The organism is Idiomarina sp. ST20R2A10, from assembly GCF_051842345.1.
Classification (GTDB): domain Bacteria; phylum Pseudomonadota; class Gammaproteobacteria; order Enterobacterales; family Alteromonadaceae; genus Idiomarina; species Idiomarina loihiensis.
The window spans coordinates 634,922-651,481 of the sequence record NZ_JBNIEY010000001.1 but is presented as its reverse complement, the minus strand read 5'-3'; the positions used below and the strand labels follow the sequence as shown (position 1 = coordinate 651,481).

The window sequence follows — 16,560 nt, the reverse complement described above, 5'->3', positions numbered from 1 at the left end:
TTGCAAGTGCGTAATCTGGAACAAGCCATTCAAGAGTTAGTAAGCATTGATGACATTACCCGCTGGAGCGTAACTCAGCTCAACCAGTCTGATGTGTATTACGGTCATGGCACCGACAACCCAATTGATGAAACCCGGGCTTTATTAAGCTTCGTGCTACAGCTAACAACGGCTCAGTTAGCCGCTATGGGTCATTGCCGTATGCTCAACTCAGAGAAACAAGAATTTGTTGAGTTATTAAAGCAACGCGTTGAGCAACACATTCCGGCTGCGTATCTGACTCATCAGGCCTGGTTTGCCGGATTGCCATTTTATGTCGACGAACGGGTTCTGGTGCCACGCTCTCCAATAGCCGAGCTTATTGAAAATGGCTTTCAGACTTGGTTAGTCGAAGCCCCGCACCGTGTTCTGGACTTATGCACCGGCGGTGGCTGTATTGCCATAGCCTGTGCCTATGCGTTTCCTGAAGCCGAAGTCGATGCGCTGGATATTTCCACCGAAGCGCTGGAAGTGGCTGAGTTCAACATTGAACAGCACGGTTTAACTCATAGAGTGACGCCCATTCAGTCGGACTTATTCGATGCAGTAAAAGCCGAGAAATACGATTTAATTGTTACCAATCCTCCGTATGTCGATGCCGAAGATATGACTGATTTACCACCTGAGTATCACCACGAACCGGAACTTGGGTTGGCGGCCGGTGAAGATGGCTTAATTTTGGTAGACAAAATGCTGATGCAGGCTTCGGACTTGTTGAACGACGGCGGCCTGTTTGTTTGTGAGGTGGGCAATTCAATGCCGGCTTTAGCTGAAAAGTATCCGAAAACGCCGTTTATGTGGCTTGAGTTTGCCAATGGCGGCGACGGGGTATTTTTGCTGACAAAACAGCAATTAATTGAACATAAACAACGGGAAACTAAGGCCAGCTAATGCCAGGAAACAGTTTTGGTCAGTTATTCAAAATTACCACCTTTGGTGAAAGCCACGGGCCTTCACTGGGTGCAGTTGTTGACGGTTGTCCTGCGGGGTTAGAGTTAACCGAAGCCGATTTACAGGAAGCTTTAGACCGGCGTAAGCCAGGACAAAACCGCTATACCACAGCACGTCGTGAGGCCGATCAAGTCAAGATCCTCTCCGGGGTATTTGAAGGCGTGACAACCGGCACCTCTATTGGTTTGCTGATTGAAAACACTGACCAGCGCAGCCAGGATTACTCTGACATAAAAGATACCTTCCGGCCCGGCCATGCCGATTACACCTACCAACATAAGTACGGTGTGCGGGATTATCGCGGTGGCGGTCGTTCTTCAGCGCGTGAAACCGCAATGCGGGTGGCGGCTGGTGCTATAGCCGATAAATTACTACGGCAGCAGGGTATACAGGTTCAGGCGGCATTAACGCAAATGGGCGATGTTGTTGCTAGTAACATTGACTGGCAGCAGGTACGCGAGAATGAACTGTTTTGCGGAGACGCCAATGCGGTTGAAGCTATGCAGGAGCTTATTCGTCAGCTGAAAAAAGAAGGCGACTCAATTGGTGCAAAAATTCGGGTGCAGGCTACTGGAGTGCCGCCGGGTTGGGGCGAACCGGTTTTTGACAGGCTGGATGCTGATTTAGCCAAAGCACTGATGAGCATTAATGCGGTAAAGGCGGTGAGTGTTGGCGATGGTTTTGAGGTGGTAAGCCAGCGTGGCAGAGAACACCGTGATGAAATGACGCCGGACGGTTTCTTATCGAACCACGCGGGCGGTGTCTTAGGCGGTATTAGCAGTGGGCAGCCAATTTTTGCTGATATCGCACTGAAACCAACCTCAAGTATTGCCATTAGCGGGCGTACAATTGACCGTTGGGGTAACGAACAGGCCATAGTAACGAAAGGCCGTCACGACCCCTGTGTCGGTATACGTGCGGTACCTATTGTTGAAGCTATGACCAGCCTGGTTTTAGCCGACCATTGGTTACGCCAGCGGGCGCATAATTTAACAGCGCAAACTGAAACGCCGGATATTAGTCGCTAAGCGAATATGAGTCAGACGTCAGAACACCATTATGAGCGCTTAATTGAGATTTTTAAGCGCTGTTTCAGCGAAGATTACAACACCATACTGTTTGCCGGTGACGATGAACCGTATTATCAACCAGCAACAAAAGCGGGTGAACCGCATAAAGTAGTGTTTGCTCATGGTTTTTTTGCCTCAGCGCTGCACGAGACCGCTCATTGGTGTATAGCGGGCGAAGCGCGCAGAAAGCAGTTTGATTATGGTTACTGGTACGAACCGGACGGGCGCAACGAAGCCCAGCAGAAATCCTTTGAGCAGGTTGAGCAAAAGCCACAAGCGCTGGAGTGGCTGTTTTCTTTATGTTGTGGTTTTCCGTTTCAGGTAAGTGTGGATAATTTGAATGGCGTTGAAGTAGACAGGCAGGCGTTCACAGAAAAAGTGGCTGCACAGTTAAACCGTTTACTGGAAGAAAATACCATACCGCCACGCGCTGCAAAGTTTGCAAAAGCACTCTGTCACGACTTTAATTGTAGCTGGCCAAACGGTCAGTCCGTTAATTTTTAGTCATGAATAAGGAGTTATCTATGTTTTTAAGAGCATTGTTAGTAACCGTTGCAATACTAGGGTTAAGCGCTTGTGAAACAATAGAAGGCGCTGGCCGCGACTTACAAAATGCCGGTGAAGCGATAGAAGATGAGGCTGATGACGAGTAGTAATGGAAACAAGTAGTAGATTAACCGTTGGTTTTATTATTAACCCGTATGCGGGTATTGGTGGCGCTTTAGCTTTAAAGGGAAGCGATGGCGCCGATATTCGGCAAAAAGCATTAGCGGCCGGGGTTGAGAAAAAGGCCGCTAGAAGAGCTGAAACCGCATTAGAACTTTTGCTCCCATACAATCAGCAACTTCATTTTGTTACCGCCGATAATGAAATGGGCGCGGATAGCCTCAAAGCTCTGGGTTTTTCATTTGACTCGGTCTACAAAGCTGCTGAAACGCTATCCTCACCAGAAGACACAAAAAAAGCGGTGTCTGAAATTGTGACTCATAACGTCGATATTCTTTTATTCGCCGGCGGTGACGGTACTGCGCGCGATATTTATCAGGTGGTTCCTGAGCAACAATTAGTTTTGGGTATACCGGCCGGCGTTAAAATTCATTCAGGCGTTTACGCTATCAGTCCAACCGGGGCCGGAAGGGTTATTGAGAAGATCCTGCAGGGCGAGTTATCCAGTATTCATAATGCCGATGTAATGGATATTGACGAAGAAGCCTTTAGAAAAGGTACCGTAAAAGCCCGACGTTTTGGTGAAATGTCGGTACCGGCCGAACTGGAATACGTTCAGGCGGTAAAAATGGGCGGCAAAGAAAGCGACGAGATGGTACTGGATGATATTGCGGCTGAAGTAACAGAGCGCATTGACGACGAACTTTTAGTCATGGGGTCTGGCTCTACAGTAGAAGCTATTATGCAGTCCATGGGGCACGAGAATACTTTGCTCGGTGTCGACTTAGTCCAACAGAATAACCTGTTAGCCAGCGACGTAACAGAAAACCGTTTATACGAAGAAGTGGCTCAGCGCGAAACTGGAAGCATTAAATTGGTTATAACCTTAATTGGCGGGCAGGGGCATTTATTTGGTCGTGGAAATCAGCAATTAAGTCCACGGGTTATTCGGCATATTGGTAAAGAGAACATTTGGGTGGTTGCCACTAAAACTAAGTTGCAGGCACTGAATAACAAACCACTACGAGTCGATACCGGCGATTCGGAACTAGACCGTGAACTCTCAGGCACTATTCGGGTTATTACCGGCTACCACGACGAAGTTCTTATGCCGGTGGCAGCCGTAAATTAATTTCAGGCTTATTTAGAACTGAGTTTTCGGCATGTGCACAACTAAGCCGTCTAATTCGTCCGTTATTTCTATCTGACAGCTTAAGCGGCTATTGTCCTGCGGCTCTAAAACCATATCTATCATGTCTTCTTCCTGCTCCGATGGGGCAGGAATTTTGCTTTGCCATTCTGGCGGTATGTAACAATGGCAAGTTGCGCACGACATAACGCCGCCACATTCGCCAATAATGCCGTCAATAAAGTTTTCGACAGCGGCTTCCATAACGTTGGTTCCTGCATCGACAGTAGCTTCAAATTGGTTACCATCGGCATCAACAAAGTAAACGGTTGGCATGATAAATTCTGTGTCCTGTTAAAAAATAAAAAGTGAGCAACAAATTCTGTGGCGGTTAGGATAAAATACCTGCCCTTTAACCACAACGCTAAACTTTCAAGGTTGCTCATGCTGGAAAAGCTGTTTTCAATTAAAGCTAGTGGCAGTTCGGTTAAGTCTGAGGTTATTGGCGGGCTCACAACCTTTCTGACTATGGCTTACATTATCTTTGTTAACCCGTCCATTTTAAGTGAAACCGGTATGGATTACGGCGCCGTATTTGTCGCTACCTGTCTGGCTGCGGCTATTGGCTGTCTGGTCATGGGGCTGTGGGCAAATTATCCGGTAGCTCTGGCGCCGGGCATGGGGCTAAATGCTTTTTTCACCTACACCGTTGTTTTTAGCATGGGTTACACTTGGCAGACTGCTCTTGGAGCGGTGTTCTTTTCCGGTTGCTTATTTTTCTTGCTGTCGGCTTTGCGTGTTCGTGAGTGGATAATAAAGTCCATTCCAACCACATTGCGTTTGGCTATTGCTGCGGGTATTGGGGCTTTTCTGGCGCTAATTGGTTTGCAGAACGCCAATATTATTGTTGCCAATGACGACACCATGGTGACTTTAGGCTCTTTGTCTGAGCCTTCAGTATTGCTTGCAGCCGCGGGCTTCTTTCTTATTATTGGGTTAGTTGCGCGACAAGTGCAGGGCGCGGCTTTAATCAGTATTTTGCTGGTAACCGTTATTGCCTGGGCAACCGGGCTGGTTGAATATAATGGTATTGTGTCTGCACCACCGAGCTTGCTGCCAACCTTTATGCAAATGGATTTAGCAGCGGCTTTTGATATTGGCATGTTGTCGGTTATTTTTGCTTTCTTGTTTGTAGATCTGTTTGATACGTCCGGCACTTTACTGGCAGTGGCGCAGAAAGCTGGGTTGGCAAAAGCCAATGGGGAAATGCCGCGCTTGAATAAAGCATTAATGGCAGACAGCACTGCAACCGTTGCTGGTTCCATGCTGGGTACCTCAACCACCACCAGCTATATTGAGTCAGCTGCCGGTGTGGCATCAGGTGGTAAAACGGGGCTTGCCGCGGTGGTTGTTGGTATTTTATTTTTATTGGCCATGTTCTTTGCGCCGTTGGCTGGTATGATCCCTGCTTACGCAACCGCAGGTGCAATTATTTACGTTGCGGTGCTAATGCTGTTTACGCTGAAAGACGTAGAATGGGACGACATTACTGAGGCCGCGCCGGTAACAGTGGTTTTATTGATGACACCACTGACATTCTCGATAGCCGACGGCATTGCACTAGGGTTTATTAGTTACGTTGTGGTGAAATTACTGGGCGGACGCTATCAGGATTTAACACCAAGCGTCGTTTTCTTGGGCGCACTTTTTGTCGCTAAATTTATTTGGTTAGGGTAACGAAATTATGGGATGGCATTCAAACCGCGAGTTTTTTGTATCATGGGAAGAGTTGCACCGCGCAACGCGTGAACTAGCGCGTCGGCAATTACCGGCGGAGCAATATAAAGGTATTATTGCGGTTAGCCGTGGTGGCTTGGTTCCGGCGGCAATTGTGTCGCGCGAGCTTAATATTCGAGTTGTCGACTGTGTTGCTGTAAGCTCATATGACCACACCGAACAGCGTGACGACTTGCAGGTAATGAAAGACGTAACGGCAACCGAAGACGGCGAAGGTTTTCTGGTCGTTGATGACTTAGTGGATACCGGCAATACGCTGAAGTTTCTGCGGGAACGCTTGCCGAAAGCTAAGTTTGTGACGGTTTACGCAAAACCCAGTGGTATGGAAATGGTCGACGATTTTGTTGCCGACTTAGCCCAGGACACCTGGATCCACTTCCCGTGGGATATGCACTTACACTACATTGAGCCTTTAGCGGGTCAGGAGTCTTAAGACTCTCTCGTTAAAAAATTAAGGCAAAAAAAATGGCCTGATAGCGAAAACTATCAGGCCATTTTTATTAATAACGTCAGTTAGAGTTGTTGCTGTATGAAGCTAATGCAGTCATCTAAATTGATTTTCTGCTTCTCTCCGCCTTTACGACTTTGGTACTCAACCTGGTTTTCATCAAGGTTACGCTCACCAACCACAACCTGATGAGGAATGCCTATGAGCTCCATGTCGGTAAACATGACCCCGGGGCGCTCCTTACGGTCATCAAACAGCACATCAATACCTTGAGCCTTTAAGTCGGTATAAAGCTTCTCAGCGGCTTCCTGTACCCGTGCCGACTTGTGCATATTCATTGGCACTATAACAACCTGGAAAGGCGCTAAAGCTTCCGGCCAGCAAATACCGCGCTCGTCGTTATTTTGCTCTATGGCGGCAGCGACTATGCGCGAAACACCTATTCCATAGCAGCCCATGGTTAAAGTTTCATGTTTACCGCTTTCAGACAACACGCCGACTTTCATAGCGTCACTGTATTTTTTGCCCAGCTGGAAAATATGACCAACTTCAATACCGCGAGCAATTTTGACTTTGCCCTGACCACAAGGACTCGGGTCACCGGCAACAACGTTACGAATATCCACGACGCTGAAATCACCTGTGTCACGCTTCCAATTAACACCGGTTAACCACTGGCCGTTCTCATTTGCACCACAGGCAAAGTCGGCAAGGTGCGCTGCACTGCTGTCAACTAACAGAGGCAATTTCGCGTTCACGACACCAATGTAAGGTGCTTCTACGCCGGTGGCTTTCTCTGTTTCAGTCAGTATTTCCAGCGGAGCCGCAACCTGAGCCAGTTTCTCAGCTTTTACTGTGTTCAGTTCATGGTCAGCGCGAAGAACTAGCTGAACGTATTCAGAATCAATGTCGTCCGCTGCTTTAACAATAAAAGACTTGGTTGCTTGCTGGCTTTCTACAGACAAAGGCTGTAGTACAGCAGCTAGTTCGTCGCCTTGTACTTCATGCTTTTCTACTTTTTGATTAGGAGCAGGGCGCTCACCAGCAGGAGCCAGAGCTTCTGCCATTTCCACGTTTGCGGCGTAATCTGAAGAGTCAGAAAACGCGATGGCGTCCTCACCGGAGCTTGCCAGCACATGAAACTCGTGCGAGTGGCTTCCGCCAATAGAGCCTGTATCGGCTATAACCGGACGATAATCTAAACCAAGACGCTCGAAAATACGGCAGTAGGCCTGATACATATCGTCGTATGTTTTCTGCAGAGATTCGTCTGTCAAATGGAAAGAGTAGGCGTCCTTCATCAGAAATTCGCGCGCACGCATCACGCCAAAACGAGGGCGTATTTCATCACGGAATTTGGTCTGGATTTGGAACAAGGTTAATGGCAGTTGTTTGTAGCTGCTAACTTCCTTACGTACCAGTTGACTGATAATTTCTTCGTGGGTTGGCCCCAGTAAAAAGTCACGTTGGTTGCGGTCTTTTATACGCAGTAATTCCGGGCCGTAGTCATCCCAGCGTCCTGACTCCTGCCAAAGATCGGCGGGTTGTACCATTGGCATTAAAATTTCCAATGCGTTAATGGCTTCCATTTCCTCGCGCACAACGTTTTCAACTTTGCGCAGTACACGCAAACCGGTTGGCGTCCAGGTATACAACCCAGCGGCGACTTTACGGATCATACCTGCCCGCAACATCAGCTGATGACTCACGATCTCTGCATCAGAAGGTGTCTCTTTAAGCGTTGATAATAAATATTTGCTGCTGCGCATAGTCCGGCATCTCTGCAAGTTATAGTGGTCAAAAATTAGAGCGAAGTTTAGCAGTGTCTGACGCCGCCCAAAAGCCTTTTACAGCTGTTTTAGTGAGATTTCTTCAACAAAAACGGTGTTTTGTTGTACATACCAGCGAATATTGTAGTTCAAAAGCGCTGTGCCGTAATTTCTCTGGTTTTCCTGTAACTTGTGGTAAGCGGGTCTGGGGTCCTGGCTGAGCACCTCGGTAATCAGTGTTTTAAGCTCAGGAGCGCACTCTGACTCCCTGATAAGAGTCGAATCCGCCGCTTCCAAAAATTTCACCTCTAAGCTTTCTTCCGGTTTTTGCTGAGCAAATCCCGCACGAGCGTCACTAATAGCGTCGACGTAGGGAATATAAGGTTTTATATCAACAATAGGGGTGTTATCCACCAAGTCAGCTCCGCGTACCGTCAACACCACCTTAGGCTCGGTTTCTACTGCAACTAACTCAACCACAGATAAGCCTAATTGATTCGGCCGGAAGGGGGAGCGGGTGGCAAAGACGCCCAGCTGTTCATTACCGCCAAGCCGGGGCGGGCGAACGCGCTCCTGCCACGAACTGTGCTGATGAAACTCGAAGGTTAGCCAAAGGTGAGAGAACTGTTCTATACCCTCTATGGCTTGTGCATGCTGGTAATTCCCAACGAGCTCAACCTGAGCCAATGCAGAGGGAGCCAGGCCGGGTTGCCGGGGAACACTAAACTTTTCAGGAAAAGGCGTACGAATGATAGCTATGGGTGTTAGTTGTTGCTGGCTTTTCATTCTGCCTCCGTTAGTGAATATTCAGAATTGTGGTAGCCAATTTGACCACATAGTTTGTTAATTCACTAACCTCGAAAATTAAAGATGGATTAACCCACTGATTTTATGTGACTTTTATTTTTGGCACAGGCGTTGCAAAAGCTAGTCATAAGCAACTTTTAGTGCTTTAGGGGTTAGCATGAATCGTTTTAATAACAATAGGAAAAGAAAAATGATGAAACACAAAATCTGGCCTTTAACTTTAGGTTTTATTGGTTTAGTTACAGTAAGTACAGCCGCGTTTTCTGCCGAAAGTGAACGCACGTTAACCAGTAGTTATATTGTTAGCAGTGATACAGAAATTCATTTAGACGCAACGGTGGGAACGGTTGAGTTAAGTGTAACAGAAGGCGATACGGTCGGAATTGAGCTTCGTGTAGAGTCGGATGATGACGGCTGGTTCGTCAGTGGCGGTGAGCTTGATAAAGTGATTATAAAAGGTGAACGAGACGGGAATCGCCTGGAAATTTCGGCAACACCCGATGACGATATGTCACAACATTGGATAGTGTCCGTGCCGCGCAGCCGATTGCTTGAGATAGATCTGGGTGTTGGTCAGATTGAAGGTGACGTACCATTCAACGACTTAAAAGTTGATTTAGGTGTTGGTGATGTCTCTTTGAATCTGGCCAAGGGCGACTACAAGCAAGTAGAAGCATCGGTAGGAGTTGGCGATACCAGTTTAAAGAACTTCGGCAACACTCAGGAAGACAGAATGATTGTGACATCTGAGTCGAGTTATCAGGGTAACGGCTCTGTCAGAGTTAAGGTTGAAGTTGGCGTTGGCGACGTTACCTTGAAACAAGGTTATTAATCACGCCATTGAATAGCGCGACCCACGCAGCTGACTTCACTGTAACAGATGGAGTCGGCTTCGGGTTTAAAAGAAAAGCATTGAGCGCCGATAATGGCATGAGCTTTAAATCGGGCAGCGTCTTCCCGCAGGGCTTGAACGGCATCGTTCGCCGACGCTTCTGCGCCTCTAAATTTTCGCTGGCAGCTTTCACCATTTACAATACTTATCAACTCGTATGCACGCGAGGGCTTGTTGTCACCGCGATAAACTTCAACATCACCTGAGTCGATCTGATTAAAGCCTCCTGACATCTGAGGTAAGATGCTACAGGCAGAAAGGCCGAATAATGGCGTTAATACGAATGCTATGAAACGATAGCGCAATGTCGATCCTTGCCAGTTTGAATTTTCTATAGCCTAATCAAGCTGAGCCTATTGTTCAACAAAAAGCGTAATCTCTACTCTTTATTATTGGTAGAGATTACGTTTGACTAACGCTACTTAATTAGAAATGCTTCTAATGATTTGCCATTATCGACCGCTGTTTTCATGGCTTTAGGCATGCGACCCTGACCAGTCCAGGTTTGTTTTTCGCCGTTTTCGTCGGTGTATTCGTATTTAGGAGGCTTAGGTGCCCGTTTTTTACGAGTGGTTTTAACGATAGGTTCGCCACCCAGCTCTTGCTCTAATATGTCGGACAATTCAATGCCGGCATCGGCCATCGCGCTTTTAAATTCTTCAATTTTTTTCTGCTTTGCTTCGTTCTGGCGTTGCTTTTCAGCTTCCTCTTCGCGACGCTGAGAAATTACCGAATCAAATTTAGATTTAACACTTTCCAGCTCGTTTAAATCCAGTTCTTTTAATGCTGCTTTTAAACGGCGTTCGTGACGAAGAATGTTAATGAATTCACTCATTTTTTGCTTACCTTATTTGATTGCTTAAATATTGGTTTGTTTGCATTATAGCTGTTATTACAGTTTAAGTTGAAACTTCTTTTTATTGAATAAGTACATAGAAATAGAGAAAGAGGATTAAAATCACCTATAGCGTTACTTATTAACAATTACTTATAATTACTATCAATACTGCTCTCTTTTCACTTCATTTTTATATGACTCGTTTAAAAGTACATTTATGACTTAATAAGTCGACAAACTTATAATTTTTAGTTCCTAAAACGAAAAAACACCAAAACATTTAACATGCTTTGGTGTTTTTTGTTATTAACTTTACGAAGTGTTTACATATTAGGGTAGGTAGGTCCGCCGCCACCTTCGGGCACAACCCAGGTTATATTCTGGCTAGGATCTTTAATATCACAAGTTTTACAGTGTATGCAGTTTTGCGCATTAATTTGAAAAACTTGTTTGCCGTCTTCTTCAACCACTTCATAAACCCCGGCAGGGCAATAGCGTTGCGCAGGCTCTGCATACTTCGGTAAATTGACCTCTAATGGAATATTAGCGTCACTGAGCTTTAAATGGCAGGGTTGATCTTCTGCGTGATTGGTATTGGACAAAAATACCGATGACAGACGATCAAATGTCAGTTTATTATCTGCTTTTGGATAGTCGATTGCCGTATAGTTTTCGGCTTTACCTGTCGCTTTATAATCCGGTGTCCACTCTTTAAATTTAAAGGGTAATTTACCACCAAACCAATTTTGATCGACCATATTATAAGCGCCGCCAAGTATTGTGCCCAATTTATGCACAGCACCGCCGAAATTGCGTGAGCGATACAATTCATCAAATACCCAGGACTTTTCAAACGCCTCTTTGTAGCTGGTAATGTCGTCGTTGGCTTTACCATTTTTTAGCTGTTCAAATACACATTCAGCGGCCACCATACCCGACTTCATTGCGGTATGGTTTCCTTTGATCTTGGCAAAGTTTAAGGTGCCTGCGTTACAGCCAACCAGCAAACCTCCGGGGAAGGTCATTTTCGGTAACGAATAATAGCCACCTTTAGCAATAGCGCGTGCGCCGTAGGACACCCGCTTACCATTTTCAATGATTTGCTTAATAGCCGGGTGAGTTTTGAACCGCTGAAACTCCTGAAATGGATTCAGGTAAGGGTTAGCGTAGTTAAGATCAACAATAAGGCCTAAGTACACTTGTCCGTCTTCGGCATGATATAGATAACCGCCGCCAGTAGCATCACTGTCGGTTAGCGGCCAGCCTGCGGTGTGAACCACTTTGCCGGGCTCGTGCATGTCCTCTGGTACATCCCAAATTTCTTTAAAGCCTAGACCATAATGTTGCGGGGTGCTGTCTTTATCCAGTTCAAACCTGCTAATCAGCTCTTTGCCTAAATGACCGCGACAACCTTCTGCGAATAAGGTGTATTTAGCACGCAGTTCCATTCCCGGCATATAGCCGTCTTTTTCGCTACCGTCTTTAGCCACACCCATGTCACCGGTTTGAATACCCGCAACGCTGCCATCGTCGTTATACAGAATTTCAGAGGCCGCAAAACCAGGGAATATCTCAATGCCCAGTTGTTCGGCCTGTTCTGCCATCCAACGGCACAGGTTACCCATGCTGGCAATATAATTGCCTTTATTATGGAAGGTTTTAGGGACACTAAAGTCTGGCAGGCGACTGTGGTTATTTTCGTCTTTTAGCAATAAAACATCGTCGCCGGTTACTTCGGTGTTGAGTGGAGCGCCGCGCTCTTTCCAGTCAGGAAAAAGCTCGTTCAGGGCTCGAGGTTCGAACACCGCGCCGGATAATATATGAGCGCCAATATCTGCGCCTTTTTCAACCACGCATATCATGAGCTCTTGCTCATTTTCCTGCGCGAGTTGTCCGAGTCGACAGGCGGTTGCCAGCCCTGATGGGCCTGCACCAACTATGACGACGTCAAATTCCATGCTTTCGCGTTCCACATTAACCTCCACTATATTCAGGCTATCTGGATAGGGATAAGCCCGTTATACTGCTGTAATAATTCAGTGATTTGCCGCGCCGGGACCGGTCTACTGAAAAGAAAGCCTTGTCCGGTACTGCATTCACGTTGTAATAAAAATTCGACTTGTTCTTCGGTTTCGATACCCTCGGCAACCAATTGCAGGTTTAAATTACGCGCCAGACTAATAATGGTCTGCGTAATGGTTGCGTCGTCTTCATTGTGCGGTAGATCTCTGACAAAAGAGCGATCTATTTTTAACGAAGTAACCGGAAAATTCTTCAAGTATGACAGTGACGAATAGCCCACACCAAAGTCGTCTATAGCCAGCGACATTCCCTGTTCACGCACCGAATGCATGAAACGGGTATGGGATTGAATGTTTTCAATAAACACTTGCTCAGTTAGCTCTAGCTCTACTTTGTTTGGCGGTATTTGGGCTTCGTTCACCCGTTCCATAATGTCATCGACCAAATCAGCTAAGTGTAGTTGCTTTCCTGATATATTGATGGCAATGCTCAATTCTTCGAAGCCAAGTTCGTGCCATTGCTTTAATTGTAGAAAGGCTTCTTCCATCACGTATTCCGATATTGGAATAATGAGACCGGTGTCTTCAGCCAGTGGAATAAACTCATCCGGAGGAATGATGCTGCCATCATCGTCAACCCAGCGAACCAGAGCCTCTAAGCCACTGATACGGCGGCTACCGAGCTCAACTTTAGGTTGGTAATAAACCGTTAGTTGCTGCTTGGAAACGGCGTGGCGCAGCCGTTTAACCAGTTCCAGTTTTTTGGTCAAGTCACGATGAATGGCTTTATCGTAAACTTTATAGGTATTGCGGCCATGTTCTTTTGCCTGATAAAGCGCAGTGTCGGCGTTACGAATAAAGTATTCAGCGTTAAAATCGGCATCATCCGCGAAAGTGACCCCAATAGAGGCACTAATAAAGAGCTCATAGACGTCCACGAAAAAGTGCGTGTCGAGCGCCTGAAGCAGTTGTTCCGACAGTTTGATTACAGCTTCACGACTATCAGGCTTTGCTATTGCCAGTAAAAACTCATCACCGCCAGCTCGTGCCAGAACGCTTCCTTTAGGCGCTAATTTCGTAATGCGTCGCGCAACCCGGCGCAGCAATTCGTCACCAACCGTATGGCCCAGCGCATCATTGACTTCTTTAAATCTATCTAAATCTATAAATAATAAAGCGGCTTTTTTATGCGGTGACTCGGTTTCCAGCCACTCACCCAGAATGCGTTTTAATGCGTTTCGGTTTACAAGGCCAGTAAGAGAATCATGCTCGGCAAGATAAGCCATCTGCTTTTCAATGCGCTCGCGTTCATCAATTTCACTATAAAGTTCAATATTGGAATCGGCCAGTTGCTGCGCTTTAAAGCGGCTTTGGCCTAAAATATAAAGGACAAAAGTCAGCATGCTGGTTACGAGTAAACCGGCGATTAAAGCGGCTACTGAAATTCCACCACGGAGTTGCTCCAGGTGACCAGCGGTTGGCCAGACTGAGAGCTCCCAGCTGTTTCCTACTAATTGTAGTGAATGAAAATGTGACCATTCATCGCGTAATGAGGTATCGCCGGCAAATTGATACAGTATGTCGTTGTCACTGCGTACGCTGAGTTGGAAACCTTCACTGATGTTACTGCGTACGACATTATTAAACAGGCTTTGCAGGCTTATCACAAAACCCAGAAAACCGTGGGTTTGCTCTTGCTCTACACGGACAAAAATAGCTATGTCGCTGCTAATACGCCCCAAGTTTCCGGCGGCTCCCATCATTGCGTGACGGTTTCCTTCAGAAGCTTTTAGTTTTTCCAGCAATGGCGTTTTAGCGAAAGGCGTTCCCAGTAGCTCGGGCTGCTCGTTCTGAGGATAGATAAGCTCAATATCCAACTGGTCATTGAGCCAGGTGATGCCTTGTACATTTTGATAGTACAAAGTAACGATATCGGCGTTTTCCTTCCAGCGTTCCTCTATCGAAAGATCACTGCGTTCCCACTCGCGCGCTAGCAATTCAGCGACAAATAAATGTGAGACCAGGCTTTGCCGAATGTCGCGTTGCAAGTTGTAAGTTTCAGCTTCCAGGGCATCGTGGACAACTTGATTTTCCTGATAACGCAAATAGCTAAAAGCGGTAACAGTAATGACCAAACCAACAAGGGCTGCTATAACAGCCTGCCGTGATCCGTGCAGGAACATCATGGATTAACGCAACTCCTCTCTATCACGGAAGTAATCCAGTGCTTCTGGGTTTGCCAGAGCATCCGTGTTTTTCACGGGCTCGCCGTGAACCACATTACGTACCGCTAATTCGACTATCTTACCGCTTATAGTACGGGGTATGTCGTCAACCTGCAAAATTACAGCAGGTACGTGCCGTGGAGTCGCGTTAGCACGAATGGTTTTCGCAATGTTTTGGCGAAGTTCGTCGTTAAGCTCTACTCCGTCTCTGAGTTTTACAAAAAGAACGACGCGCTCGTCATCATCGTATTGCTGACCGACAGCAATACTTTCCAATACTTCATCAACCTTTTCTACCTGACGGTAAATTTCGGCAGTGCCAATACGTACGCCACCCGGGTTGAGAACGGCATCGGAACGACCGTAAATAATAACGCCGTCGTGCTCGGTGAGCTCGGCAAAGTCACCATGTGCCCAGGTATTTTTAAAGCGGTCGAAATACGCATTGAAGTAACGTTCGCCATTCTCGTCGTTCCAGAAGCTCACGGGCATGCAGGGGAATGAGTTTTCGCAAACCAGTTCGCCTTTTTCGCCTTTAACCGGTTTTCCGTTCTCGTCATAAACGTTAACGGCTAAACCAAGCCCCCGACATTGTAATTCTCCCCGGTAAACAGGCAGAATAGGGCAGCCAAGGGCAAAGCAGGAAACAATGTCAGTACCACCTGATATCGACGAAAGACACAGGTCTTTTTTAATGTCGCGGTAAACGTAGTCAAAGCTTTCTGGCGGTAGTACCGAGCCCGTGGTTAAGATGCTGCGCAGCTTTTCCAGGTTATGACTTTCTCCCGGTTTAACGCCTTCTTTTTCAAGTGCGGCTAAATATTTGGCGCTGGTACCAAATACGGTAATGCCTTCTTCGTCAGCCACGTCCCATAAAAACTCAGGTTTAGGTGCAAACGGCGAACCGTCGAATAAGGTTAGAGTTGCGCCCACAGCCAGACCACTGACCAGCCAGTTCCACATCATCCATCCGCAGGTGGTGAAGTAAAACAGATTGTCGTCACGATCTAAGTCGGTATGCAGACCGTGCTCTTTTAAGTGCTGCAATAAAGTACCGCCCGTACCATGAACAATGCATTTAGGGACGCCCGTGGTACCTGATGAAAACATGATATAGAGCGGGTCATTAAAGTTGCGTGGAGCGAAATCTATCTGGGTCTTTTCAGCGTCGCCAAAATCACTCCATGAAAACACTTTGTCGCCTTCAATGCGGTCTTTTTGTTGGCTGAAATTAACCAGCACCGTGGCTTCAATGCTTGGAATTTGTTTAATGATATCGGCGGTTTTGTTCTTTATGTTGAGGTTTTTGCCGTTATAAAAATAACCATCAACAGTGATCAGAACTTTAGGTTCTATCTGACCGAAACGGTCAAGTACGCCCTGAACGCCAAAGTCCGGCGAGCAAGACGACCAGATAGCGCCGATACTGGTGGTTGCCAGCATACCAATTATGGTTTCTATGCAGTTAGGCATCATGGCGGCAACACGGTCACCGGCTTCAACTCCGCGTTGGCGTAAGCCTTCGGCAAAAGCTGCAACTTCGTGGTTGAGTTCGGCATAAGTTAACTGCTGGCGTGTGCCATTCTCACCGCGAAAAACTAGAGCAATATGGTCGTCTTTATGACGCAACAGGTTCTCGGCAAAATTCAGGCTGGCTTCAGGAAACCATTGGGCACCGGGCATTTTTTCTTTATCGGTAACTATCGTAGAGCCTTTTTCACCAATAACATCAAAGTAATCCCACACCATAGACCAGAAACTTTCGTCGTTCTCGACGGACCACTGATAAAGGTCGTGATAATTGGCCAGCGCTACGTTTTTATCTTTATTCACTTGTTGTAGAAAGTCTGTCATGCGGGCATTAGCAATGGTATCTGCTGACGGTTGCCATAAAGCTTCTGAAGTCAT

The 16,560-nt window shown here is 46.7% G+C and carries 16 protein-coding genes; 8 read left to right on the top strand and 8 right to left on the bottom strand.

Features of this window, described 5'->3' with window-relative positions; genetic code table 11:
* The 5 genes from prmB to ACP7H9_RS03185 are packed head-to-tail and all read left to right on the top strand — an operon-like array spanning nucleotide 1 to nucleotide 3,858.
* Nucleotides 1–930: a 50S ribosomal protein L3 N(5)-glutamine methyltransferase gene (gene prmB, locus ACP7H9_RS03205; protein ID WP_011234144.1), complete on the top strand. Its 930-nt coding sequence runs from the start codon at nucleotides 1–3 to the stop codon at nucleotides 928–930.
* Nucleotides 930–2,018, top strand: coding sequence for a chorismate synthase (gene aroC, locus ACP7H9_RS03200; RefSeq protein ID WP_114981507.1), 1,089 nt, complete (start codon nucleotides 930–932; stop codon nucleotides 2,016–2,018). Before prmB ends, aroC begins: the two co-directional genes overlap by 1 nt.
* Nucleotides 2,019–2,024: 6 nt before the next feature.
* A complete protein-coding gene (locus ACP7H9_RS03195) occupies nucleotides 2,025–2,564 on the top strand; it encodes an elongation factor P hydroxylase (protein WP_114981506.1) in 540 nt (179 codons plus the stop codon).
* A gap of 20 nt (nucleotides 2,565–2,584) precedes the next feature.
* Nucleotides 2,585–2,713 (top strand): entericidin A/B family lipoprotein, encoded by a 129-nt coding sequence (locus ACP7H9_RS03190; protein ID WP_110012565.1) that lies wholly within the window; start codon nucleotides 2,585–2,587, stop codon nucleotides 2,711–2,713.
* A gap of 2 nt (nucleotides 2,714–2,715) precedes the next feature.
* Nucleotides 2,716–3,858: an ATP-NAD kinase family protein gene (locus ACP7H9_RS03185; RefSeq protein WP_114981505.1), complete on the top strand. Its 1,143-nt coding sequence runs from the start codon at nucleotides 2,716–2,718 to the stop codon at nucleotides 3,856–3,858.
* A 12-nt stretch (nucleotides 3,859–3,870) separates the two neighbouring features.
* Here ACP7H9_RS03185 and ACP7H9_RS03180 read toward each other — a convergent pair whose 3' ends face one another.
* Entirely contained in the window at nucleotides 3,871–4,191 is a 321-nt protein-coding gene (locus tag ACP7H9_RS03180; protein WP_011234139.1) for a 2Fe-2S iron-sulfur cluster-binding protein, read from the bottom strand.
* 108 nt (nucleotides 4,192–4,299) lie between these two features.
* On the opposite strand from ACP7H9_RS03180, the gene ACP7H9_RS03175 reads away from it, so the two are divergent.
* Complete coding sequence (locus ACP7H9_RS03175; RefSeq protein WP_110012563.1) at nucleotides 4,300–5,592, top strand: NCS2 family permease; 1,293 nt, start codon at nucleotides 4,300–4,302, stop codon at nucleotides 5,590–5,592.
* Between the two features lie 7 nt (nucleotides 5,593–5,599).
* Entirely contained in the window at nucleotides 5,600–6,085 is a 486-nt protein-coding gene (gpt, locus tag ACP7H9_RS03170; protein ID WP_034820335.1) for a xanthine phosphoribosyltransferase, read from the top strand.
* Nucleotides 6,086–6,165: 80 nt separating this feature from the next.
* On the opposite strand, the gene ACP7H9_RS03165 is transcribed toward gpt, so the two are convergent.
* Both ACP7H9_RS03165 and tsaA read right to left on the bottom strand, forming a co-directional pair.
* Nucleotides 6,166–7,869, bottom strand: coding sequence for a proline--tRNA ligase (locus ACP7H9_RS03165; protein WP_114981504.1), 1,704 nt, complete (start codon nucleotides 7,867–7,869; stop codon nucleotides 6,166–6,168).
* Between the two features lie 78 nt (nucleotides 7,870–7,947).
* Nucleotides 7,948–8,655, bottom strand: a complete 708-nt coding sequence (tsaA, locus tag ACP7H9_RS03160; protein WP_114981503.1) for a tRNA (N6-threonylcarbamoyladenosine(37)-N6)-methyltransferase TrmO — start codon at nucleotides 8,653–8,655, stop codon at nucleotides 7,948–7,950.
* A gap of 211 nt (nucleotides 8,656–8,866) precedes the next feature.
* On the opposite strand from tsaA, the gene ACP7H9_RS03155 reads away from it, so the two are divergent.
* A complete protein-coding gene (locus ACP7H9_RS03155) occupies nucleotides 8,867–9,508 on the top strand; it encodes a hypothetical protein (RefSeq protein WP_011234135.1) in 642 nt (213 codons plus the stop codon).
* Here ACP7H9_RS03155 and rcsF read toward each other — a convergent pair.
* From rcsF to ACP7H9_RS03130, 5 genes are all read right to left on the bottom strand, one after another.
* The gene (rcsF, locus tag ACP7H9_RS03150) at nucleotides 9,505–9,873 is read right to left on the bottom strand and encodes an Rcs stress response system protein RcsF (RefSeq protein WP_227016305.1); all 369 of its coding nucleotides are present in this window, start codon (nucleotides 9,871–9,873) and stop codon (nucleotides 9,505–9,507) included. The genes ACP7H9_RS03155 and rcsF overlap by 4 nt on opposite strands.
* Nucleotides 9,874–9,986: 113 nt before the next feature.
* A complete protein-coding gene (locus tag ACP7H9_RS03145; protein WP_011234133.1) occupies nucleotides 9,987–10,403 on the bottom strand; it encodes an H-NS family histone-like protein in 417 nt (138 codons plus the stop codon).
* 326 nt (nucleotides 10,404–10,729) lie between these two features.
* Nucleotides 10,730–12,379, bottom strand: a complete 1,650-nt coding sequence (locus ACP7H9_RS03140; RefSeq protein WP_114981502.1) for an electron transfer flavoprotein-ubiquinone oxidoreductase — start codon at nucleotides 12,377–12,379, stop codon at nucleotides 10,730–10,732.
* Nucleotides 12,380–12,396: 17 nt separating this feature from the next.
* Nucleotides 12,397–14,613: a putative bifunctional diguanylate cyclase/phosphodiesterase gene (locus ACP7H9_RS03135; protein ID WP_114981501.1), complete on the bottom strand. Its 2,217-nt coding sequence runs from the start codon at nucleotides 14,611–14,613 to the stop codon at nucleotides 12,397–12,399.
* A gap of 3 nt (nucleotides 14,614–14,616) precedes the next feature.
* A complete protein-coding gene (locus ACP7H9_RS03130) occupies nucleotides 14,617–16,560 on the bottom strand; it encodes an acetoacetate--CoA ligase (RefSeq protein WP_439222166.1) in 1,944 nt (647 codons plus the stop codon).

Excerpts from the sequence above, each read along its gene's own strand:
- aroC (WP_114981507.1), top strand. The coding sequence starts at position 930 with ATGCCAGGAAACAGTTTTGGTCAGTTATTCAAAATTACCACCTTTGGT.
- ACP7H9_RS03195 (WP_114981506.1), top strand. The coding sequence starts at position 2,025 with ATGAGTCAGACGTCAGAACACCATTATGAGCGCTTAATTGAGATTTTT.
- ACP7H9_RS03190 (WP_110012565.1), top strand. The coding sequence starts at position 2,585 with ATGTTTTTAAGAGCATTGTTAGTAACCGTTGCAATACTAGGGTTAAGC.
- ACP7H9_RS03185 (WP_114981505.1), top strand. The coding sequence starts at position 2,716 with ATGGAAACAAGTAGTAGATTAACCGTTGGTTTTATTATTAACCCGTAT.
- ACP7H9_RS03180 (WP_011234139.1), bottom strand. The coding sequence starts at position 4,191 with ATGCCAACCGTTTACTTTGTTGATGCCGATGGTAACCAATTTGAAGCT.
- ACP7H9_RS03175 (WP_110012563.1), top strand. The coding sequence starts at position 4,300 with ATGCTGGAAAAGCTGTTTTCAATTAAAGCTAGTGGCAGTTCGGTTAAG.
- gpt (WP_034820335.1), top strand. The coding sequence starts at position 5,600 with ATGGGATGGCATTCAAACCGCGAGTTTTTTGTATCATGGGAAGAGTTG.
- ACP7H9_RS03165 (WP_114981504.1), bottom strand. The coding sequence starts at position 7,869 with ATGCGCAGCAGCAAATATTTATTATCAACGCTTAAAGAGACACCTTCT.
- tsaA (WP_114981503.1), bottom strand. The coding sequence starts at position 8,655 with ATGAAAAGCCAGCAACAACTAACACCCATAGCTATCATTCGTACGCCT.
- ACP7H9_RS03155 (WP_011234135.1), top strand. The coding sequence starts at position 8,867 with ATGATGAAACACAAAATCTGGCCTTTAACTTTAGGTTTTATTGGTTTA.
- ACP7H9_RS03145 (WP_011234133.1), bottom strand. The coding sequence starts at position 10,403 with ATGAGTGAATTCATTAACATTCTTCGTCACGAACGCCGTTTAAAAGCA.
- ACP7H9_RS03135 (WP_114981501.1), bottom strand. The coding sequence starts at position 14,613 with ATGATGTTCCTGCACGGATCACGGCAGGCTGTTATAGCAGCCCTTGTT.
- ACP7H9_RS03130 (WP_439222166.1), bottom strand. The coding sequence starts at position 16,560 with ATGACTTCAGAAGCTTTATGGCAACCGTCAGCAGATACCATTGCTAAT.